The organism is Kitasatospora sp. NPDC004799 (genome assembly GCF_040609095.1).
Lineage (GTDB): Bacteria > Actinomycetota > Actinomycetes > Streptomycetales > Streptomycetaceae > Kitasatospora.
Map to the genome: position 1 here is coordinate 29,110 of NZ_JBEXJK010000007.1, position 20,142 is coordinate 49,251.

17 protein-coding genes and 1 riboswitch are annotated in these 20,142 nt (G+C 74.5%); of the genes, 11 read left to right on the top strand and 6 right to left on the bottom strand.

Annotation, left to right across the window (positions count from 1 at the left end; all coding sequences use genetic code 11):
• The first annotated feature begins 10 nt into the window (after positions 1-10).
• On the top strand, positions 11-1,348 hold the full coding sequence (locus ABZW03_RS01975) for an aminotransferase class I/II-fold pyridoxal phosphate-dependent enzyme (protein WP_355250670.1): 1,338 nt from the start codon (positions 11-13) through the stop codon (positions 1,346-1,348).
• A 252-nt stretch (positions 1,349-1,600) separates the two neighbouring features.
• Positions 1,601-2,806, top strand: a complete 1,206-nt coding sequence (locus ABZW03_RS01980; protein WP_355250673.1) for a GDSL-type esterase/lipase family protein — start codon at positions 1,601-1,603, stop codon at positions 2,804-2,806.
• Between the two features lie 68 nt (positions 2,807-2,874).
• Here the strand turns inward: ABZW03_RS01980 and ABZW03_RS01985 are convergent, their stop codons facing one another.
• Entirely contained in the window at positions 2,875-4,233 is a 1,359-nt protein-coding gene (locus ABZW03_RS01985; protein WP_355250676.1) for an NAD(P)/FAD-dependent oxidoreductase, read from the bottom strand.
• A 190-nt stretch (positions 4,234-4,423) separates the two neighbouring features.
• Between ABZW03_RS01985 and ABZW03_RS01990 the strand changes: the two genes are divergently transcribed.
• The 4 genes from ABZW03_RS01990 to purB all read left to right on the top strand — a co-directional run bounded on the left by ABZW03_RS01990 (position 4,424) and on the right by purB (position 7,701).
• Positions 4,424-5,179, top strand: coding sequence for a HipA family kinase (locus ABZW03_RS01990; protein ID WP_355250679.1), 756 nt, complete (start codon positions 4,424-4,426; stop codon positions 5,177-5,179).
• Positions 5,176-5,592: a DUF3037 domain-containing protein gene (locus ABZW03_RS01995; protein ID WP_355250682.1), complete on the top strand. Its 417-nt coding sequence runs from the start codon at positions 5,176-5,178 to the stop codon at positions 5,590-5,592. Before ABZW03_RS01990 ends, ABZW03_RS01995 begins: the two co-directional genes overlap by 4 nt.
• 150 nt (positions 5,593-5,742) lie before the next feature.
• Entirely contained in the window at positions 5,743-6,198 is a 456-nt protein-coding gene (locus ABZW03_RS02000; protein WP_355250685.1) for a MarR family transcriptional regulator, read from the top strand.
• 72 nt (positions 6,199-6,270) lie between these two features.
• Positions 6,271-7,701: an adenylosuccinate lyase gene (gene purB, locus ABZW03_RS02005; RefSeq protein WP_355250688.1), complete on the top strand. Its 1,431-nt coding sequence runs from the start codon at positions 6,271-6,273 to the stop codon at positions 7,699-7,701.
• A 7-nt stretch (positions 7,702-7,708) separates the two neighbouring features.
• Here the strand turns inward: purB and ABZW03_RS02010 are convergent, their stop codons facing one another.
• A complete protein-coding gene (locus ABZW03_RS02010) occupies positions 7,709-9,190 on the bottom strand; it encodes an MFS transporter (RefSeq protein WP_355250731.1) in 1,482 nt (493 codons plus the stop codon).
• Positions 9,191-9,531: 341 nt separating this feature from the next.
• A riboswitch (cyclic di-AMP (ydaO/yuaA leader) is annotated at positions 9,532-9,742 on the top strand.
• A gap of 2 nt (positions 9,743-9,744) precedes the next feature.
• On the opposite strand from ABZW03_RS02010, the gene ABZW03_RS02015 reads away from it, so the two are divergent.
• Positions 9,745-10,701 carry a LysM peptidoglycan-binding domain-containing M23 family metallopeptidase gene (locus ABZW03_RS02015; RefSeq protein ID WP_355250691.1) on the top strand — a complete coding sequence of 319 codons (957 nt, stop codon included), beginning with the start codon at positions 9,745-9,747 and terminating at the stop codon, positions 10,699-10,701.
• 534 nt (positions 10,702-11,235) lie between these two features.
• Positions 11,236-12,672 (top strand): APC family permease, encoded by a 1,437-nt coding sequence (locus ABZW03_RS02020; RefSeq protein WP_355250734.1) that lies wholly within the window; start codon positions 11,236-11,238, stop codon positions 12,670-12,672.
• Positions 12,673-12,750: 78 nt separating this feature from the next.
• Here the strand turns inward: ABZW03_RS02020 and ABZW03_RS02025 are convergent, their stop codons facing one another.
• The 4 genes from ABZW03_RS02025 to ABZW03_RS02040 all read right to left on the bottom strand — a co-directional run bounded on the left by ABZW03_RS02025 (position 12,751) and on the right by ABZW03_RS02040 (position 16,032).
• Positions 12,751-13,470, bottom strand: a complete 720-nt coding sequence (locus tag ABZW03_RS02025) for a DUF2470 domain-containing protein (protein WP_355250694.1) — start codon at positions 13,468-13,470, stop codon at positions 12,751-12,753.
• A 149-nt stretch (positions 13,471-13,619) separates the two neighbouring features.
• Complete coding sequence (locus tag ABZW03_RS02030) at positions 13,620-14,048, bottom strand: RidA family protein (protein WP_355250697.1); 429 nt, start codon at positions 14,046-14,048, stop codon at positions 13,620-13,622.
• A gap of 30 nt (positions 14,049-14,078) precedes the next feature.
• Positions 14,079-14,828 (bottom strand): IclR family transcriptional regulator, encoded by a 750-nt coding sequence (locus tag ABZW03_RS02035; protein WP_355250700.1) that lies wholly within the window; start codon positions 14,826-14,828, stop codon positions 14,079-14,081.
• Between the two features lie 31 nt (positions 14,829-14,859).
• A complete protein-coding gene (locus ABZW03_RS02040) occupies positions 14,860-16,032 on the bottom strand; it encodes a sugar kinase (protein WP_355250703.1) in 1,173 nt (390 codons plus the stop codon).
• Between the two features lie 205 nt (positions 16,033-16,237).
• Between ABZW03_RS02040 and ABZW03_RS02045 the strand changes: the two genes are divergently transcribed.
• Genes ABZW03_RS02045 through ABZW03_RS02055 form a run of 3 tightly spaced genes read left to right on the top strand, consistent with a single transcriptional unit; the run spans position 16,238 to position 19,937 of the window.
• Complete coding sequence (locus ABZW03_RS02045; protein WP_355250706.1) at positions 16,238-17,539, top strand: alanine racemase; 1,302 nt, start codon at positions 16,238-16,240, stop codon at positions 17,537-17,539.
• Positions 17,539-19,203, top strand: coding sequence for a D-aminoacylase (locus tag ABZW03_RS02050; RefSeq protein WP_355250708.1), 1,665 nt, complete (start codon positions 17,539-17,541; stop codon positions 19,201-19,203). The genes ABZW03_RS02045 and ABZW03_RS02050 overlap by 1 nt, the downstream gene beginning before the upstream one ends.
• Positions 19,200-19,937, top strand: a complete 738-nt coding sequence (locus ABZW03_RS02055; protein ID WP_355250711.1) for a bifunctional 4-hydroxy-2-oxoglutarate aldolase/2-dehydro-3-deoxy-phosphogluconate aldolase — start codon at positions 19,200-19,202, stop codon at positions 19,935-19,937. Before ABZW03_RS02050 ends, ABZW03_RS02055 begins: the two co-directional genes overlap by 4 nt.
• Positions 19,938-20,142 lie beyond the last annotated feature (205 nt).

Below are 20,142 nucleotides of genomic sequence, written 5' to 3' on the forward strand. Positions count from 1 at the left end.
AATTTGCTTTGTGCTAGGAGACTATCCGCTGAAAGGGCGACGCGCCAGCGAAATCGCGGCCCACATCGAACAGGGCGTGAGCAGCGGGCAGCTCGCCCCCGGAACCGCGCTGCCCCCGCTGCGCGACCTCGCCGCCGAACTGGGCGTCAACCCCAACACCGTCGCCGCCGCCTACCGGCTGCTGCGCGACCGCGGCGTGATCGAGACCGCCGGCCGCAAGGGCAGCCGCGTCCTGCCCAGGCCCGCGCTCACCCCGCGCGACCAGATCCGCGTCCCCGTCCCGCCGCACGCCCGCGACCTGTCCACCGGCAACCCCGACCCGGCCCTGCTGCCCGACCTCGCCCCGGCCCTCGCGGCCGCCGCCGAGGCCGCGCGCACCGACCCGGTGCTCTACGGGCACGCCGCCGTCGACCCGCTGCTGCTCGCGCTCGCCCGCGCCTCCTTCGAGGCCGACGGCCTGCCCGGCGGCCCGATCGCCGTCGCCTCCGGCTCGCTGGACACCGTCGAACGGATCCTCGGCGCCCGGCTGCGCCCCGGCGACGCGGTGGCCGTCGAGGACCCGGGCTGGGGCAGCCTGCTCGACCTGCTGCCCGCGCTGGGGCTGCGGCAGGTGCCCGTCCGGCTGGACGACGAGGGCCCGCTGCCGGGCGCGCTGGCCGCGGCACTGGCCGAGGGCGTCCGGGCGGTGGTGGTCACCAGCCGGGCGCAGAACCCGACCGGGGCGGCGCTCACCGCGCGGCGGGCCGAGGAGCTGCGGGCCGTCCTGGCCGAGCACCCCGGGGTGCTGCTGATCGAGGACGACCACGGGCACGGCATGGTCGACCAGCCGTACCACCCGCTGGTCGGGGCCGGCACCCGGCACTGGGCGGTGGTGCGCTCGGCGGCCAAGGCGTACGGGCCGGACCTGCGGGTCTCGGTGGCGGTCGGCGACGAGGAGACGATCGGGCGGGTGGCGGGCCGGCTGCGGCTGGGCGCCGGCTGGGTCAGCCACCTGCTGCAGCGCACCGTCGCGGAGCTGTGGCGCAGCGACGCCGCGCCGGTGGACCGGGTGGCCGCCGCGTACCGGGCGCGACGGGACGCGCTGCTGGGCGAGCTGGCGGCCCGGGGGATCGCGGCGCACGGGCGGAGCGGGCTGAACGTCTGGGTGCCGGTGCCGGACGAGACCTCGGTGCTGGCGGCGCTGGTGCAGCGCGGCTGGGTCGCGGCGCCCGGCGCGCGGTACCGGATCCAGTCGCCGCCCGGGCTGCGGTTCACCACGGCGCGGCTGGAGGCGGCGCAGGCGCGGGAGCTGGCGGAGGACCTGGCGGCGGTGCTGGGGACGGGCGGGGGCGCGTCCCGGCTGGTCTGAGGCCTCGGGGGCTGCGGCGAGTGAGGCTCGTGGGGCAGGTGTGGCGGGTGTGAACCGGGGGCGGCGTCCGGTCATCGGCCGTGTGCTTGGTCTGAACCCGGCGGTAACAAAAGCGGAAACCTCCCGCAGCTACCTAGCGGTAGCCAGCGCGGGCATGTCATCTTCATCGCGCCACCGGCCGGCGGCCCACCCTCACCCAGGCGTCCTCCCGTTCCCCATGCCCCGGGAAGACCGAGCCGCAGGAGTTCCGCAGTGCCCGAGAACTGTTCGAGACCCACCCGCAGCGCCCCTCGACCCGCCCGCCGGCTGCTCGCCGCAGCGCTCGCCCTCCCGCTCGCCGTCGCGGGCCTGGCCGTCGCCTCGCCGGCCTCCGCCGCACCGGCCGTTGTGCCGTCCGTCGTGCCGTCCGGGCCCACCGCCAGCGTCACGCTCGGCGACAGCTACATCTCCGGCGAGGCCGGCCGCTGGAAGGGCAACGCGGCCGGCACCGGCGGCAGCCGCAACGGCACCGACCGGGCCTGGACCGGCGGTTCGTACGACCCCTCGCGGGTCTACGGCGCCACCGCCACGAGCGGGTGCGACCGCTCGGACGTCGCCGAGGTGCTCAGCGCCGCCACCGGCGCCCAGAACGAGATCGACCTGGCCTGCTCCGGTGCCGTCACCGAGAACGTCTTCCGCGCCTCGAACGGCGGCCGGTCCTACAAGGGCGAGGCCCCGCAGGCCGACCAACTCGCCACCGTGGCACGGCAGAACGACGTCCAGCTGATCACCCTGTCGATCGGCGGCAACGACCTGGGCTTCGCGGACGTCATCTCCACCTGCGTGCAGGACTACCTGGTCTGGTACTCGTACTGCCACGACTCCGCGCAGTCCCGGATCGACGACCGGATGCCCGCGGCGATGGCCGGGGTCGGCAAGGCGATCGACGAGATCCGGGCGGTGATGGCCGACGCCGGCTACGCGCCGTCGGACTACCGCCTGGTGCTGCAGTCCTACCCGTCGCCGATCCCGCGCAGCGCCGAGATGCGCTACCCGGAGAGCGGCTGGACCCGCTCCAACACCGGCGGCTGCCCGTTCTGGGACGGGGACGCCGACTGGGCCCGCGACTCGATGGTGCCGCAGATCTCGAAGGCCCTGGCGGGCGTCGCCGCCGCCAAGGGCGCGCAGTTCCTGGACCTGTCGGACATGCTGCAGGGCCGCGAGGTCTGCTCGACGGCCACCACGCAGCCGACCGCGAGCTCCGGCCCGTCCGCGACCACCAGCGAGTGGGCGCGCTTCCTGGACGGCGGGCTCAACTCCACCCAGGGGGTGCTGCAGGAGTCGATGCACCCCAACTACTACGGCCAGCAGGCGGTCGGGCGCTGTCTGACGCTGCTCTGGGCCCGCCCGAGCGGTGACTACGCGTGCCGCAACACGGCCGGGCGGGACGCGAGCGGGATGTACCTGACCGCGCGGTGACCGTACGGTGACCGCACGGTTCGGCGCCCCCGCGGCCCTGGCCGCGGGGGCGCCGTCCGGCGGTGCGCTCAGCCCTTCGCGAGCAACGACTGGGCGTGTGCGCGGACCTGATCCTTCGTCAGATAGGCGTCGGTGTACTCGAAGTCCTGCAGTCGGGCGGGCTGGCGGGCGAGGAAGCCGGTGCGGACGAAGTCGTCGCCGGCGGTCGCGTTGAGCAGCCAGTTGGCGCCCACCCGGAACTTGGCCGCGTTGGTGCGCATCGCCATCAGGTGGTAGCCGCGCGCCACCACCTGGGCGGGCACCCCGCGCAGCTCCACCCCGAGCGGCTTGGAGACGGCGTCCTTGCCGCCGAGGTCGACCACCAGGCCCAAGTCCTTGTGGTAGTACGGCTCCAGGGGCTGGTTGTGGAGCGAGGCGATCACGTTGTTCGCGACCGCGCGGCCCTGGCGGGCGGAGTGCTGGGCGGTCGGCGGGCAGACCGCGCCGTCGCCCTTGGCGAGGTCGGGGACGGCGGCGGCGTCGCCGAGCGCGAACACGCCCTCGAACTGCGGGACCCGCATCTCCGCCGTCACGGCGAGCCGGCCGCGGACCGTCTCGGCGTCCAGGGTGCCGATCAGCGGGCTCGCGGCCACCCCGGCGGTCCAGATCAGGGTGCGGCAGGGGAGCACCCGGCCGTCGGTGAACTTGACCGTCTCGGCGCCGACTTCGGCCACCGAGACGCCCAGCGACACCTCGATGCCGCGGTCGCGCAGCACCTCCAGGGCGGCCTCGCCGAGCGGGTCGCCGAGCTCCGGCATCAGCTTCGGGGCGATGTCGATCAGGTGCCACTTGATCTGCCGGGCGTCCAGGCGCGGGTAGCGGTGGGCGGCGGCGGTGGTCAGGCGCTGCAGGCAGGCGGCCGTCTCGGTGCCCGCGTAGCCGCCGCCGACCACCACGAACTGGAGCCGGGACTCGCGCTCCTTCTGGTCCACGGAGGCGGAGGCGAGGTCGAGTTGGGCGATCACGTGGTCGCGGACGTAGGCCGCCTCGGCGAGCGTCTTCATGCCGCGGGCGTAGTCGGTGAGGCCGGGGATGTCGAAGGTGCGGGTGACGCTGCCGGGGGCGAGCACCAGGACGTCGTACCGCTGGGCGACCACCTCGTCGGTGATCTTGCGGACGACGCACACCTTGGAGGCCGGGTCCACGCCGATGGCGCCGCCGGGGACGATGTGGGTGCGGCGCAGCGAGCGGCGCAGGGAGACGGCCACGGACTGCGGGGTGAGGACGCCGGCCGCGACGTGGGGGAGGAGGGGGAGGTAGAGCTGGTAGCTGAACGGCGTGACCAGCGTGATCTCGGCCTCCGACGGTGACAGCTTGCGTTCGAGGCGGCGGGCGCACTCCAGGCCGGCGAAGCCACCGCCCACGATCAGGATCCGAGGTCGTTCCATCGCTCATCCCTTTGCCGTGAAGGTCCCCGTTACTGCCCGCCACACTCGCACGGAGCAGCGGGGGCTGCCACCGGGGCGGGGCCGTGGGGGTGGGAGGGGGAGGGGACGGAAACGGGAGCAGCGGGGGCGTGCGGGGTGGCGGCGGGAGGAAGGGAGAGGAAGGGGCGGCGACCCCGATAAGCTGTCGGCCGTGCTACCCGAGGTGACGGCGATCCGGTACGTGACGCCACTGCGAGAAGGCGGCTCGATGCCGGGCCTGGTCGAGGCCGACGATCGGCGGCTGTACGCGCTGAAATGGGTCGGCGCGGCGCAGGGCCGCAAGGCGCTGGTCGCGGAGGTGCTGGCCGGGGAGTTCGGTCGGCGGCTCGGGCTGCCGGTGCCGGAGCTGGTGACCGTCGACCTGGACCCGGTGCTCGCGCGCAGCGAGCCGGACCACCAGATCCAGGACCAGATGCGGGCCAGCGGCGGGACCAACCTGGGAATGGCCTTCGTCAGCGGCGCGCTCAACTTCGACCCGCTCTGCTTCGAGGTGGACCCGGAACTCGCCGGGCAGGTGCTCTGGTTCGACGCGCTGATCGGCAACGTCGACCGCTCCTGGCGCAACCCCAACCTGCTGGTGGCGACCGGCGGGCTGCGGCTGATCGACCACGGCGCGAGCCTGATCTTCCACCACAACTGGTCGGGCGCCGCGGCCTGGATCCGGCGCCCGTACGACGCCTCCGACCACGCCCTGCTGCGGGCCCGGCCGGACCTGGCGGCGGCCGACAAGGCGCTCGCGCCGCTCGCCGAGGCGGCGATCGAGGGCGCGGTGGCGCAGATCCCCGAGGTCTGGCTGGCGGACGAGTTCGGCTTCGACTCGCCCGACGAGGTGCGCGCCGCGTACCGCGCCCAGTTGACCGAGCGACTGGCCGGTCCGCGCGACTGGCTGCCGGAGGTGCCCGCATGACCGAGCCCGTGCTGTCCGCGCTGCCCGCCACCGTCGAGCTGCACGACTACGAGTACGCCGTGATCCGCGCGGTGCCGCGGGTCGAGCGCGGCGAGTGCGTCAACGTCGGGGTGCTGCTGTACTGCCGGCAGAGCTCGCACCTCGCCGCCCGGACCCACCTGGACCAGGCCCGGCTGCTGGCGCTGGACCCGGTGGCGGACGTGCAGGGCGTGCGCCGGGCGCTGCACGGGATCGAGGCGGTCTGCCACGGCGGCCCGCAGGCCGGTCCGGCGGCGGGGGACAGCCCCGGGCAGCGGTTCCGCTGGCTGACCGCGCCGCGCAGCGCGATCGTCCAGCCGGGGCCGGTGCACACCGGGCTGACCGCGGACCCGGAGACGGAGCTGCGGCGGCTGTTCGACCAGCTGGTGCTCTGACGCCGGGCGGCGCCGAGGCGGCTCTGAAGCGGCTCTGAAGCCGGTGTGAGGCCGATGTGAGGCGGGTCCGAGGCCGGTGTGAGGCGGCTCGCCGACGGTTGCCCGGGTCAAAGCTTGAGATGGTGAAGCACCTGGTCGTACCCTGGCCTCATGGGTTCGACAGCGACGACGACCGTACCGACCAACGCCGAGTTGATGGAGGCGTTGGCCGCCGTCGGCGCCGCGTACTTCCAGGACTTCGCGGCGGCCGCGGCCCGGCACGGGCTCTCCTCCTCGCAGGCCAAGGCGCTGGGCGCGGTGCAGGAGCCGGTGCCGATGCGGGCACTGGCCGGGCGCCTGGGCTGCGACGCGTCGAACGTCACCGGGATCGTGGACCGGCTGGAGTCGCTGGGCCTGGCCCACCGGGAGGCGGCGGCCGGTGACCGCCGGGTGAAGATCGTGGTGATCACGGCCGAGGGCCGGGAGATCCTGAACCACATCCGCGGCGAGATGGCCAGGACCCACCAGGCCTTCGAGGCGATGACCGACGAGCAGCGGATCGCCCTGCACTCGATCTGCGGCCAGGTGCTGCCGGTGCTGGCCGGGCGTACGGGCACGCCGCAGTAGCGCCATGGCTCTACGGGCGTAGCGCGTCGGCGGCTGCAAGGGGCGTGACCTCGGCTGTTAGGCTTGCGAAGCGTGAGCGCGAAGCCCCAGATCCCCAATGTCCTGGCCTCCCGGTACGCCTCGGCGACCCTGGCCCAGCTGTGGTCCCCCGAGCACAAGGTGGTCCTCGAGCGCCACCTGTGGCTCGCCGTCCTGAAGGCCCAGCAGGACCTCGGCGTCGAGGTTCCGGCGAACGCCGTCGCCGACTACGAGCGGGTGATCGACCAGGTCGACCTCGGCTCGATCGCCGCCCGTGAGCGGGTCACCCGCCACGACGTGAAGGCCCGCATCGAGGAGTTCAGCGAGCTCGCCGGGCACGAGCAGATCCACAAGGGCATGACCTCCCGGGACCTGACCGAGAACGTCGAGCAGCTCCAGATCCGCCAGTCCCTGGAGCACGTGCGGGACCGCACGGTGGCCGTGCTGGTGCGCCTGGCCAAGCTGGCCGCCCAGCACTCCGAGCTGGTCATGGCCGGCCGCTCGCACAACGTGGCCGCGCAGGCCACCACCCTGGGCAAGCGGTTCGCGTCGATCGCCGACGAGCTGCTGGTCGCCTTCCGCCGCCTGGAGGAGCTGATCGCCCGCTACCCGCTGCGCGGGATCAAGGGCCCGGTCGGCACCGCCCAGGACATGCTGGACCTGCTCGGTGGTGACACCGAGAAGCTCGCCGAGCTGGAGCGCCGGGTCGCCGGGCACCTCGGCTTCGACCACGTGCTGACCAGCGTCGGCCAGGTCTACCCGCGCTCGCTGGACTTCGAGGTGCTCACCGCCCTCGTCCAGCTGGCCGCCGCGCCGTCCAGCCTGGCCAAGACCATCCGTCTGATGGCCGGCCACGAGCTGGTCACGGAGGGCTTCAAGGAGGGCCAGGTCGGCTCCTCCGCGATGCCGCACAAGATGAACACCCGCTCCTGCGAGCGCGTCAACGGCCTGGCCGTCATCCTGCGCGGTTACGCCTCGATGACCGGCGAGCTGGCCGGCGACCAGTGGAACGAGGGCGACGTCTCCTGCTCGGTGGTGCGCCGGGTCGCGCTGCCGGACGCGTTCTTCGCCTTCGACGGCCTGCTGGAGACCTTCCTGACCGTCCTCGACGAGTTCGGCGCCTTCCCCGCCGTGATCGAGGCCGAGCTGGACCGCTACCTGCCGTTCCTCGCCACCACCAAGGTGCTGATGGGCGCGGTGCGCGCGGGCGTCGGCCGGGAGACCGGGCACGAGGTCATCAAGGAGCACGCCGTCGCCTCCGCGCTGGCCATGCGTGCGGGCGCCCGGGAGAACGAGCTGCTGGACCGGCTGGCCGCCGACGAGCGGATCCCGCTGGACCGGGCCGCGCTGGACGCGCTGCTGGCCGACCGGCTGTCCTTCACCGGCGCGGCCGGTGCCCAGGTCGCCGAGGTGGTGCGCCAGGTGGAGGCCGTCGCGGCCGCCTACCCGGAGGCCGCCAAGTACGCGCCGGGCGACATCCTCTGACGTCGCGTCAGCTCTTCTGCGAGGGCCCTGCCGCCGGACCGGTGGCGGGGCCCTCGGGCGTCGTGCGGACGTGGCCCGGGTCGAGCGGCGGGGTGGTGGTGCCGCACGGCCAGTCGCAGTTCGGCTCGGCCACCGGCTGCTCCTCGGGGGCGAGCACGTTGCCCCGTACGGTGGCGAAGGCGATCAGTCCGCCGGCGGTGAGCAGGCCCGCGCAGATCAGCATCGCGGTGTGGAAGGCGGAGTCGACCGAGGCCGGCACCCGGTAGGCGTCGCCGCTCAGCCCGGCCAGCGCGGGCAGGGCGGCCACCGCGAGCAGGCCGGCCGCGCGGGCGGCGGCGTTGTTGACCCCGCTGGCGATGCCCGCGTGCCGGACCTCGACGGCCGCCAGCACGGTCGCGGTGAGCGGCGCGACCAGCAGCGTCATCCCGCAGCCCATCACCGCGACGGCGGGCAGCACGTCCACCCAGTACGAGGAGTCCGGGCCGACGCGCAGCATCAGCAGCACCCCGGCGGCGCACAGCAGCGGGCCGAAGGTCAGCGGGAGGCGCGGGCCGATCCGCTTGCCGAGGCGTCCGGCGCGGGCGGACAGCGTCAGCATCAGCACGGTGATCGGCACCAGGGCGAAGCCCGAGACCAGCGGCGAGAACCCGGACACGATCTGGAGCTGCACCACCAGCAGGAAGAAGACGCCGCTGAACGCCGCGTACACGCACAGGGTGACCAGGTTCACCGCGGTGAACAGCCGGGAGGAGAACAGCCCGAGCGGCAGCATCGGCTCGGGGGTGCGGCGTTCGACGGCCACGAAGGCGACGCCGAGCACCAGCCCGATCGCGCCACTGACCCAGACGGCGGGGGACAGGCCCTCGCCGGCCGCGGTCAGCGCGTAGGTGATCGCGCCGAGGGCGAGGGCGGCGAGCACGGCGCCGAGCACGTCGAAGCGGCCGGAGGCGTCCTCGTCCCGGCTCTCCGGCACCGAGCGGGTGGTGACGGCGATCACCGCGGCGGCGAGCGGCAGGTTCAGCAGGAAGATCCAGCGCCAGCCGGGGCCGTCCACCAGCCAGCCGCCGAGGAAGGGGCCGACCGCGGCCGACACCCCGCCGAGGCCGGACCAGAGGCCGACCGCCGCCGAGCGGTCGTCAGGGTGGAAGACGGCCTGGAGCATGGCGAGCGAGCCGGGGGTGAGCAGCGCGCCGCCGATGCCCTGGACGGCGCGGGCGGCGATCAGCACGTGGATGTTCGGCGCGGCGGCGCAGGCCGCGGAGGCGACGGCGAACCAGACCACGCCGATCAGGAAGACCTTGCGCCGCCCGTACCGGTCGCCGAGTGCGCCGCCGAGCAGGATCAGGCCCGCCAGGGTGAGCAGATAGGCGTTCAGGGTCCATTGCAGGGACGCCAGGGACGCGCCGAGGTCGGCGCCGATCCGGGGCAGGGCGACGTTCACCACGGTGCCGTCGAGCATCGCCATGCTGGAGCCGAGCACCGTCGCCATTAGTACCCAGCGACCCTGCGCGGTGCCCAGGCGCAGGGTGCCGGCCTCGGAGGTGGCCACGGGCGAATCCTGCGCTGCTGAGGCGCACGTGACAAGGGTCACCGGTGGGTGTGTTGGCCGTGGGCGGTGGGTGAGCGGCCGGGTGCGCAGCGTCGCCGATCTCGGCGGAGGGTCGTGGATCAGTGGCGGGGGGTGAATGGATTGTGTACGCATCGTATGGCCGGACCTGCGGAGGGTCACTGAACGGGGGTGGATCGGCGGCGCTGGGGGTGATCGACATTGCTTCACCCGAACGGATGGGTTTTAGTTCAGCGACCGCCCGGCCAGTCCGGACGGATCCGCCGGGTGGAACGCCGAGTCCTGCCGCTGCCCGGTGGTTCGAAACGAACTCTGTACGGCAGGAGCGGGGGACCCACAGGTAAGTCGCCGGACCGGAGTTCGCGCCTCAGGGCGCGGGTGTCCAGGGCCGGCTAGGGGTGAAGCCGCGCATGCGGCCGGGCAACTCCAGCCCGAACCCGACAGCTCACCTCGCAGGCGTCGGAGAGGAAACTTCCATGCCTGCTCAGGCTCGTCGTATCGCCCTGCCCCGCGCCGCCCGCATCGGCATCGCCACCGCCGTCACCGGTGTCTCCTTCGCCCTCCCGCTGGTCACCGCGGTGACCGCCCAGGCCCACACCGTTCCGGCCGCGCAGGCCTCCGTCGGCTCCGCCGACGCCAAGTCGGCCGCCCAGGCCGCGCAGGAGAGCTACCGCGTCGTCAGCGGCGACACCCTGTCCAAGATCGCCGACGCCCAGAAGGTCGACGGCGGCTGGCAGGCGCTGTACGAGAAGAACCGCTCGGTCGTCGGCGCCGACCCGAACCTGATCTTCCCGGGCCAGCAGCTCGCGCTGCCGGGCCACGCCGCCGCGCCGTCCGCCGACGCCGCTCCGGCGAAGCCCGCCGCCCCGGCCAAGCCGGCCGCTCCGGCGACCCAGGCCGCCAAGCCGCAGGCCCAGGTCCAGGTGACGACCGAGGCCGCCAAGCCGTCCGCGCAGCTCCAGACCCAGCTGCAGGTCGCCGCTCCGGCCGCCGCCGTGACCGCCACTCCGGTCGCCGCCGCCACCTCCGGCTACGTCGCGCCGCTGGCCAACCCGAAGCTGGGCACCGCCTACGGCGTGGCCGGCTCGATGTGGGCCTCCGGCCACCACACCGGCCAGGACTTCGTCGCCGCCACCGGCACCCCGCTGCGCGCCGTCGCCAACGGTGTCGTGGTCAAGGCCGGCAACGGCGGTGCCTACGGCAACGAGGTCGAGATCAAGCTCGCCGACGGCCACTACGCCGAGTACGCGCACCTCTCCTCGATCGGTGTGAAGATCGGTCAGACCGTCACCGTCGGCCAGCAGATCGGCCTCTCCGGCGCCACTGGCAACGTGACCGGCCCGCACCTGCACTTCGAGATCCGCAACGGCTCGGAGTACGGCTCGGACATCAACCCGGTCACCTACCTGCGCGCGCACGGCGTCGCGCTCTGACCCACGGGCCGCCGGCCCCAGGGCCGCTGAGCCTCGAGGGTTTCAGGAACCGCCGCTGCTGCGGGGCGAATCGATCCTCCGGGATGGTCATGTCGGGTGACCGCTCGACCGGGTGATCGCCGCACAGTGGACATGGGCGCGGGACACGCCCAGGCCGGCCCGGCCGTACGAGGACCTCCTCGTACGGCCGGGCCGGCCGCTTTCGTTTCCCGGCCGCTTCTGCTTTCCGGTCGCTTTCGTTTCCCGGTCGTCCGGCGCGGTGCGGCTCTTCCTCGTCCGTTCGAGCGGTCGAACGTCGCGTCAACTCGGCGGCCGCACCGGTCGATCGGCGGCTTCGCGGGTTCCTCCGGCGCGCGATGCTGGCGGACGGTCAGCGTCCGGCCGGACCGGCCGGGCGGGTCCGGGAGGCGAGGAGGCCGGATGGCGGTGCGGAGCGGGGACGCGACGGGGGAGAGGGCCGGGCGGGAGCGGTCCGGGGCGGGCGGGGTCGACCGGCTGAAGCCGGACTCGGTCGGCCTGGTCGGCGTGGTGTTCATGGCGCTCGCCACCGCGGCCCCGATCACCGCGATGACCGGCAACCTGCCGATCATCGTCGGACAGGGCAACGGTGTCGGCGCGCCCGCCGCGTACATCGTGGCGACCGTCGTGCTGACGGTGTTCTCGGTCGGGTACGTGGCGATGGCCCGGCACATCACCGCGGCCGGCGCGTTCTACGGCTACGTCTCGCACGGGCTGGGCCGGGTGGTGGGGATGGCCTCGGGGCTGCTCGCGGTGCTCGCGTACGTCGTCACCGAGGCCTCGGCCCTCGGCTTCTTCGCGTACTCGCTGCGCGGGCTGGTCCGTTCGCAGCTGGGGGTGGAGCTGGGCTGGGGCTGGTACGCGCTGTTCGGGGCGGTGGTGATCGGGGTGACGGCCTGGTTCGACCTGCACCTGACGGCCAAGGTGCTCGGGGTCGCGCTGGTGCTGGAGATCGGGGTGCTGGGGGCGGTCTCGCTGGCGGTGCTGTGCTCCGGCGGCGGGCCGGACGGGATCGTGACCGAGGCCGTGAACCCGCTGAACGCGCTGAAGGGGGTGGGGAGTTCGGGGGCTGCGGCGGCCGGGCTCGGCCTGTTCTTCGCGTTCTGGTCCTGGGTGGGGTTCGAGTCCACCGCGATGTACGGCGAGGAGTCCCGCGACCCGAAGCGGGTGGTGCCGCGGGCGACGCTGGTGTCGGTGATCGGGGTCGGGCTGCTCTACGTCTTCGTGTCCTGGATGATCGTGTCCGGCAACGGGGTCGAGCAGGCGGTCGCGGTGGCGAGCGGCGGGGTGCCGGGCAAGGACGGCAACAGCCTGTTCTTCGATCCGCTCGGTGTGCACCTGGGGCCCTGGGCGGTGCGGGTGTTCCAATGGCTGGTCGTCACCGGCTCGTTCGCCTGCGCGATGGCCTTCCACCAGTGCGCGGCCCGGTACCTGTACGCGATCGGACGGGAGGGGCTGCTGCACCCGGCGCTGGGCCGCACCCATCCGCGGCACGGCTCGCCGCACGTCGCCTCGGTGGTGCAGTCGGTGATCGCGGTGGGGCTGGTGGCGGGGTTCCTGGCGGCCGGGATGGACCCGTACGCGCACCTGTACACCCTGCTGGCGCTGCTCGGGACGATGGCGATCCTGGTCGTGCAGACGCTCTGCTCCTTCGCCGTGATCGGGTACTTCCACGTGCGGGGGCGGCACCCGGAGACGGCGCACTGGTTCCGGACCCTGGTCGCGCCGCTGGTGGGCGGGGTGGCGATGGCCGGGGTGGTGGTGCTGCTGGTGCTCAACAAGGACACCGCGGCCGGCGCGGCGGCGCACACGCTGGTGTTCCGGCTGATCCCGTACCTGGTGATCGGGGTGTTCGCGGGCGGGATCGGGCTGGCGCTCGCGGTGCGCCGGTGGCGGCCGGAGCTGTACGCGCGGATCGGGCGGGTGGTGCTGGAGGACGCGGTCGAGCGGTGACGGTCCGATGACGGGCCGAGCGGGCGGTGACGGTCCGATGACGGGCCGAGCGGGCGGTGACGGCCCGTCGGCCGGCGCTCAGCCGCGGTGGACCGGCAGGCCGTACTGGGCGGCGGCCAGCAGCTCGTGCATCCGGTGGCCGAAGTCGTCGGTGTCGCGGGCCGGTTCGGGAAAGACCAGGCGGACATCGCGGTGGCCGTGCGGGTGGTCCAGGCGCAGCACCAGGCCGTAGCGGTCCAGGGCGAGCGGGCGGACCTCCGGGTCGTGGGTGAGCACGGCCGGGTCGAGCAGCCGGGTCAGGACGTCGAGCGCCTCGGCGTGGTCGTCGGCGAAGTGGGTGAGCAGCGCGGCCTCGTGCCGGGCCAGCGGGTCGGGGGAGGCGAGGGCGAGGTCGCCGGCGGTGATCGCGCCGGTGCCGTACGGGGTGGCGAGGACGGCATGGGCGACGTCCACCCGCAGGTGCACGCCGAGGCCGTCGTCGGCGAGGTGGGCCAGGTGCAGCCGGCCGGCCAGGGTGAGCCGGGCGCGGACCCGGTCGCGGACGGCGACGGGGGCGACGTCGGTGACGTCGAGGACGACGGCGAGGCCGTCGCTGGCACCGGCGGCGGCCGAGGTGAGCGGGTCGTCCAGGGCGGTGCGCAGCCGCAGCCGGGAGCCGTGCACGGAGACCGGGGTGTCCAGGTGGTGGTGCTCGCCCAGGGCGCGGACGGTGAGCGAGGAGGTCGTGCTGAGCAGGCTGTGGATCCGTTCGGCGGTGGTGGGCTCGGGGACCTCGGTGTCGCCGGTGGGCAGGCTCATGGACGGACCTCCAGTTAGTTAGGTGAGCCTAACCTAATCTGCGACTGAGGGTGTGGCAAGCAGGCGTCCGGGGCGACGCGGACGGGCGCGGGCATGCCGGAGGGCCCGGACGCGTGGGTGGCGTCCGGGCCCTCCGGCGCGGCGGCCGGTCAGCCGATGACGGCCTGGGCGTCGATCTCGACCAGCATCGGCTCCTGCGGCAGCTCGACGAAGACGGTGGTGCGGCACGGCTTCACGCCGCCGGGCTTGATGTTCTCGTCGATGAACTCGGCGTAGACCTCGTTCATCAGCGGGAAGTCGGCGCGCTTGGTGAGGTAGACGCGGAACATCACCACGTCCTCGACGGTGGCGCCGCCGGCCTCGACGATGGCCTTGACGTTCTCCAGGGTGCGGCGGGTCTGCGCCTTGACGTCGCCGTGGTGCAGGTACTCGCCGGTGGCCGGGTCCTGCGGGCCCTGGCCGGAGACCTGGAGGATCGGGCCCTTGCGGACGCCCTGGGAGAACATCCAGGCGGGGGCGGGGGCGCCGTCGGTGCGGATCTCGGTCTTCTCGCCGTTCCGGGGGTGCTCGGAGGACATGGGGTTCCTTAGGTGTCGTGTGACGGTTCGTCAGTTGTGGTCGGGGCGGCCGCAGTCGGCCGAGACGGCGCGGGTGGTGGCGAGGAGCTGCGGGAGCAGGTCCAGCACCTGCTCGTACGGCAGCACCACGTCCGGGACGGAGATCGAGGCGGCGGCGACCACCCGGCCGCTGGCGTCCCGGACGGGCGCGGCCACGCAGTTGATGAACGCCTCGTGCTCGGCGTGGTCCTGCGCCCAGCCCTGGACGGCGACCTTCTCCAGCTCGGCGAGCAGTGCCTCGGGGGTGGTCAGGGTGCGCTCGGTGTGCGGGGTGAAGTCGATCCCGGCCACCACCCGGCGCCGTTCGGGCAGCGGCAGGTCGGCCAGCAGCACCTTGGAGACGGCGGCGCTGTGCAGGGCGGCGCGCAGGCCGATCCGGGAGTACATCCGCACCGGGTGGCGGGAGTCGAACTTGTCGATGTAGACCACCTCGCCGCCCTCGTACGCGGCCAGGTGCACGGTCTGGCCGGTGGCGGCGTTCAGCTCGGCCAGGTGCGGGGCGGCGATCCGGCGCACGCCGCGCTGCTCCAGGGCCAGGCCGGAGAGCGCGAACAGGCCGGCGCCCAGGTGGTAGCGGTAGGCCGCGTCGCGATAGACGAATCGTTCCTCTTCGAGGCTCTGGAGCAGGCGGAGCACGGTCGTCTTGTGGACGCCGAGCACCTCGGCGAGTTCGGCGAGGGAACGCTCGCCCTCACCGAGTTCGGTGAGGATGCGCAGGGCGCGGGTGACGGTCTGGCTCATCGTGCTCCGCTTCGAGGGCTGGGGTTCCCGCTCATTGTGCCCGGGCCCGGTCGGCGGACGGTGCCGGGTCGCTGGACGGTGCCGGGGCGGTGGGCGGCGACGACGCGTCGGCGGGCGGGGTGCGATCGCCGGCACGGCTGGTGGGCAGGCCCGGGCCGGTGATGCCCGCCGCGGTGACCCGGGTGGCGGCCCAGGCGGCGGGGGAGGCGTCGAGCAGCGCGGCGACCACGGCGGCGTCCGGCAGCTCGGCCTGGTCGCCGTGGGCGGTCAGCGCGCAGGCGGCGCTCAGGTGGCCGAGCCGCAGCCGGCGCCGCTGGTCCAGGCCGCGGACGGTGCCGGCCAGGTAGCCCGCCGCGAAGGCGTCGCCGGCGCCGGTGGCCTCGACCACCTCGACCGCGAGGGCCGGCTCGGTGACCGCCGTACCGTCGCGCTCCAGGGCGGTCACCTGCCGCGCGGCGTCCTTGACCACGACGGTGGCCGGGGCGGGGAAGCGGCGGCGCAGGGCGGCCGGGTCGCCGGTGCCGAAGGCGGCCTCGGCCTCGTCGGCGCCGAGCAGCAGCAGGTCGGCGGCGTCCAGCAGCGGCGGCAGCACGGCCGGGTCGCGGTCGCGCCAGAGGGAGGGGCGCCAGTTGAGGTCGAAACTGACCAGGCGGCCGGGGCGGCGGTCGGCGAGCAGGGCGCGCAGCAGGGCCAGGCAGCCGTCGGAGAGCGCGGCGGTGATGCCGGACAGGTGCAGCAGCCGGGCGCCGGCCAGCAGCGCGGCGGCGGCCGGGTCGGCGAGCAGGTCGGGGGAGAGCGCGGCGGCCGCGGAGCCGCGCCGGTGGTAGTGCAGCCGGCTGCGGCCGGGCCCGAGGTCGTGGCGGTCGCCGGTGGTGCCGCCGACCTCCTTGAGGTAGACGCCGGTCGGGCGGTGGGGGTCGACCGCGACCGCCGAGACGTCCACCCCGCGGGCGGCGACCTCGGTGAGCAGCCGGCGGCCGAAGCCGTCGTCGCCGACCCGGCTGATCCAGGCGGTCGGCACGCCGTGCGCGGCCAGTGCGCCCGCCACGTTGGACTCCGCGCCGCCGACCGAGAGCCGGAAGCTCTCCACCGACTCCAGCGGGCCCGGACGGTCCGGCAGCAGGACGGCCATGGACTCGCCCACGCACACGGCCGTCGGGGGAGGACCGGGGCGGGTCGGGCCCGGGGTGTCCTGTCGCGGCATGTGCGGGGCTCCTCGTCTGCGGCCGTTCCGTCGAGAGCGGGCCCACCGGGTCGGCTCCGTCGCGCACCGGCGTGACGCGGAGGTCGACCCCGTTGACCGGGAGTCAGGTCCGTTGACCGTGATCCGGCGCCGATGCTAGAACCGTGCTGCCAGCATGTGCAACCCTCGTTGCGCATGTTGCAACCTGTGCGGATGGAGGAAGACGGTGGACCAGACTTTCGCAAGCAGTGGCACCGGGCCGTGCATCGCCCGTGGCGCGGTGGCCGCCCTGGCCGACGAACCGCTCGACTGGCGGTTCAAGGCCGCCCCGCCGCAGTCCTGGGGCCGCACCACGCGGGAGTGGCTCGCCACCGGCCCCACCCTCTCCTCGCTCGGCACCCCGCTGCTCACCCTCGACGGCGCCGCCCTCGACCACAACGTCCGCACCATGGCCGCCTGGTGCGCCGAAGCGGGCGTCGCGCTCGCCCCGCACGGCAAGACCACCATGGCGCCCGCGCTCTGGCAGGCGCAGCTCGACGCCGGCAGCCACGGCATCACCCTCGCCAACCTGCCCCAGGTGCGGATCGCCCGGGCCTTCGGGGTCCAGCGCGTCCTGCTCGCCAACACCCTGCTCGAACCGGCCGGACTGGCCTGGCTCGCCGACGAACTCGCCGCCGACCCGGACTTCGCCTTCCTCTCCTGGGTCGACTCCACCGAGAGCGTGCGGCTGATGGACGAGGCGCTGCGCGCCGCCGGCGCCGAACGGCCGGTCGAGGTGCTGGTCGAGCTCGGCGGCCCCGGCGGGCGGACCGGCGCCCGCGGGGTGGACGCCGCCGTCGAGGTCGCCGCCGCCGTGCTGCGCGCCCCCACCCTGCGCCTGGCGGGCGTCGGCGGGTACGAGGGCGCGCTCGCCCACGACGCCTCCCCCGAGGGGCTGGCCACCGTCAGCGGCTACCTGCGGGAACTCGGCGAGCTGCACGGCCGGCTGGCGAGCGCCTACCCGGACGGCGCCCCGCCGGTGGTCTCGGCCGGCGGCAGCGCCTACTTCGACCTGGTGGTCGAGGAGCTGGCGAACCTGCCGGAGGCGTTCACGGTGCTGCGCTCGGGGGCGTACATCGCCCACGACGACGGCTTCTACCGGGGCATCTCGCCGCTGGCCCGGGGCGGCGGGCCGGCGGCGTTCCGCGGCGCGCTGCACGGCTGGGCCCGGGTGGTCTCCCGGCCCGAGCCGCAGCTCGCGCTGCTGGACGCCGGCAAGCGCGACCTGCCCTTCGACGAGGGCTTGCCCGAGCCGCAACGGGTGCGCGGCGGCGCCGAGTTGACCGGCACGGCGGCCAGGATCACCGCGCTCAACGACCAGCACGCCTTCCTGCGCGACGCGGGCGACCTCGCGCCGATCGGCGCCGTCCTGCGGCTGGGCGTCTCGCACCCGTGCACGGCCTTCGACAAGTGGACGGCGATCCCGGTGCTGGACTCCGCGGACGCGGCCGAGCCGAAGGTCACCGGCCTGGTCAGGACGTTCTTCTGATGCCCGGGGAGAGAACGCCCGCCCGGGGCGGGGGCGCTACGGTCCTCCGGGGTGGCGGCGGGGGCGCGACGGTCTTCCGGGGCGCGACGGTCGTCGACGGCACCGGCGCGGAGCGCTACCGGGCGGACGTCCGGATCGCCGACGGCCTGATCGCCGAGATCGGCCAGGGCCTCGACGCGCCGGAGACGGTGGACGCCGACGGACTGGTCCTGGCCCCCGGCTTCATCGACATGCACGCCCACTCCGACCTGGCCCTGCTGCTCGAACCCGAGCACCCGGCCAAGGTCACCCAGGGCGTCACCTGCGAGGTCCTCGGCCAGGACGGCCTGTCCTACGCCCCGGTGGACGACGTCACGCTGCCCGCGCTGCGCCGCCAACTCGCGGGCTGGAACGGCGATCCGGACGGCTTCGACTGGGACTGGCGGGACGTCGCCGGCTACCTGGACCGGATCGACCGCACCGGTGTCGCCGTCAACGCCTGCTACCTCGTGCCGCACGGCTCGCTGCGGATGCTCGCCGTGGGCTGGGCCGACCGGCCGCCCATGCCGGGCGAACTCGACCGGATGCGGCAGGTGTTGGCGAAGAGCCTGCTGGACGGCGCGGTCGGGATGTCCAGCGGCCTCAGCTACACCCCCGGGATGTACGCGGACACCGCCGAGCTGGTCGAGCTGTGCACCGTCGTCGCGGCCTACGGCGGCTTCCACGCCCCGCACCAACGCTCGTACGGTGCAGGGGCGTTGGAGGGCTATGCGGAGATGGTGGAGATCGCCCGGCGGAGCGGCTGCGCGCTGCACCTGACCCACGCGACGATGAACTTCGGGGTCAACCGGGGCCGGGCCGGCGAGCTGCTGGAGCTGCTCGACCGGGCCCTCGCCGACGGCGTCGACCTCACCCTGGACAGCTACCCCTACCTGCCCGGCTCCACCACGCTGGCCGCCCTGCTGCCGAGTTGGGCCACCGAGGGCGGACCGGCCGCGACGCTGGCCCGGCTCGTCGACCCGGCGCAGTGCGCGCGGATCCGGTACGAGGTGGAGGAGAAGGGCAGCGACGGCTGCCACGGCGTGGTCACCGACTGGGCGACGATCCAGATCTCCGGCGTCCGCTCGGCCGCGCTGGTCGGCGCGGTCGGCCGGACCGTCGCCGAACTCGCCGCCGAGGAGCGGCGGACCGGCACCGAGGTGTTCCTGGACCTGCTGCGCCGGGACGAGCTGGCCACCACGATCCTCCAGCACGTCGGGCACGAGGAGAACGTCCGGGCGATCATGCGCCACCGCGCGCACACCGTCGGCAGCGACGGGCTGCTGGTCGGCGCCCGGCCGCACCCGCGCGCCTGGGGCACCTTCCCGCGCTACCTCGGCCACTACGGCCGGGAGTTGGGCGTGCTGACGCTGGAGGAGGCGATCGCCCGGATGACCGGCCGCCCCGCCGCCCGGCTGGGGCTGGACCGGCGCGGCCGGATCGCCCCGGGACACCACGCCGACCTGGTGCTCCTCGACCCCGGGAGGGTCCGGGACGCCGCCACCTTCGAGCACCCCCGGCTGCCCGCCGAGGGCATCGAGTACGTGTACGTCAACGGCACCGCCGTCATCCGGCAGGGTCGCACCACCGGCGCCCGGCCCGGGCGCGCCCTGCGTCGCACCGACCGAGGAACCCTGGCCCTATGACCGAGCTCTCCGCTCCGACCGATCTCCCCGTCACGTCCGATTCCGCCGCTGCCGCGCCTGATCTCGGTGCCCCGTCCGGTCTCGCCGCCCCGTCCGATCTCGGTGCCCCGTCCGGTCTCGGCGTCCTGCGCGGTGAACAGGTGATCGCGGTGGTCCGCGCGCCCCGGATCCCGGACGCCGCCGCGCTCTGTGCCGCCCTCGCCGAGGGGGGCATCGAGCTGACCGAATTCACCTACACCACACCGGAGGTGGCGGAGCATCTGCTCAGGGCGTCCGGGGCGGGCTGGCGGGTCGGCGTCGGGACGGTGCTGACCGCCGAGCAGGCCCGGCGCGGGGTCGAGGCGGGGGCTTCCTTCCTGGTCACGCCCGGCTGCCGTCCCGAGGTCGCCGAGGCGGCGGCCGCCGCCCGGGTGCCGGTGGTGCTCGGGGCGCTCACCCCGACCGAGGTCGCGCACGCGGTGGACCTCGGCGCCGCCGCCGTCAAGATCTTCCCCGCCCGGGCGTTCGGCCCCGGCTACTTCAAGGACCTGCGCGGACCGTACCCCGGCGTGCCGCTGGTGGCCTCCGGCGGCGTGAACGCGGGCAACGCCGCCGAGTTCCTGGCGCACGGCGCGCTCGCGGTCTGCGCGGGGAGGGACGTGGTGCCGCCGGACGTCGTCGCGGCGGGGGACTGGGCGGAGATCACCCGGCGGGCCCGGGCGTTCACCGCGGCCTGCGCGGGGGCGGCCGCGTAGCGGGTGACGTGAACGGCGGGGGTCGTGAACGGCAGGTGCGCGTGCGGGGGCGGGCATGCGTACGGGCGCGGGCCCGCGGCGGAAGCGGCGGCGGGTGAGGCGGGCTGTCGGGACGGCCGGGATTGGACGAGAATCGAGGGCACCCGGCTCGGCCCCCGACCGAGCCAGCCCGTCCCGGCTCGGTCCCCCCGCCCGGCCAGGCCCC

What these genes read in the sequence shown, in the direction of transcription:
- ABZW03_RS02015 (WP_355250691.1), top strand. Translation starts at nt 9,745, where the DNA reads ATGCCTGCTCAGGCTCGTCGTATCGCCCTGCCCCGCGCCGCCCGCATC.
- ABZW03_RS02025 (WP_355250694.1), bottom strand. Translation starts at nt 13,470, where the DNA reads ATGAGCCTGCCCACCGGCGACACCGAGGTCCCCGAGCCCACCACCGCC.
- ABZW03_RS02020 (WP_355250734.1), top strand. Translation starts at nt 11,236, where the DNA reads ATGGCGCTCGCCACCGCGGCCCCGATCACCGCGATGACCGGCAACCTG.
- ABZW03_RS02055 (WP_355250711.1), top strand. Translation starts at nt 19,200, where the DNA reads ATGACCGAGCTCTCCGCTCCGACCGATCTCCCCGTCACGTCCGATTCC.
- ABZW03_RS02050 (WP_355250708.1), top strand. Translation starts at nt 17,539, where the DNA reads ATGCCCGGGGAGAGAACGCCCGCCCGGGGCGGGGGCGCTACGGTCCTC.
- ABZW03_RS01995 (WP_355250682.1), top strand. Translation starts at nt 5,176, where the DNA reads ATGACCGAGCCCGTGCTGTCCGCGCTGCCCGCCACCGTCGAGCTGCAC.
- ABZW03_RS02040 (WP_355250703.1), bottom strand. Translation starts at nt 16,032, where the DNA reads ATGCCGCGACAGGACACCCCGGGCCCGACCCGCCCCGGTCCTCCCCCG.
- ABZW03_RS02010 (WP_355250731.1), bottom strand. Translation starts at nt 9,190, where the DNA reads ATGGCGACGGTGCTCGGCTCCAGCATGGCGATGCTCGACGGCACCGTG.
- ABZW03_RS02030 (WP_355250697.1), bottom strand. Translation starts at nt 14,048, where the DNA reads ATGTCCTCCGAGCACCCCCGGAACGGCGAGAAGACCGAGATCCGCACC.
- ABZW03_RS02035 (WP_355250700.1), bottom strand. Translation starts at nt 14,828, where the DNA reads ATGAGCCAGACCGTCACCCGCGCCCTGCGCATCCTCACCGAACTCGGT.
- ABZW03_RS01985 (WP_355250676.1), bottom strand. Translation starts at nt 4,233, where the DNA reads ATGGAACGACCTCGGATCCTGATCGTGGGCGGTGGCTTCGCCGGCCTG.
- ABZW03_RS02000 (WP_355250685.1), top strand. Translation starts at nt 5,743, where the DNA reads ATGGGTTCGACAGCGACGACGACCGTACCGACCAACGCCGAGTTGATG.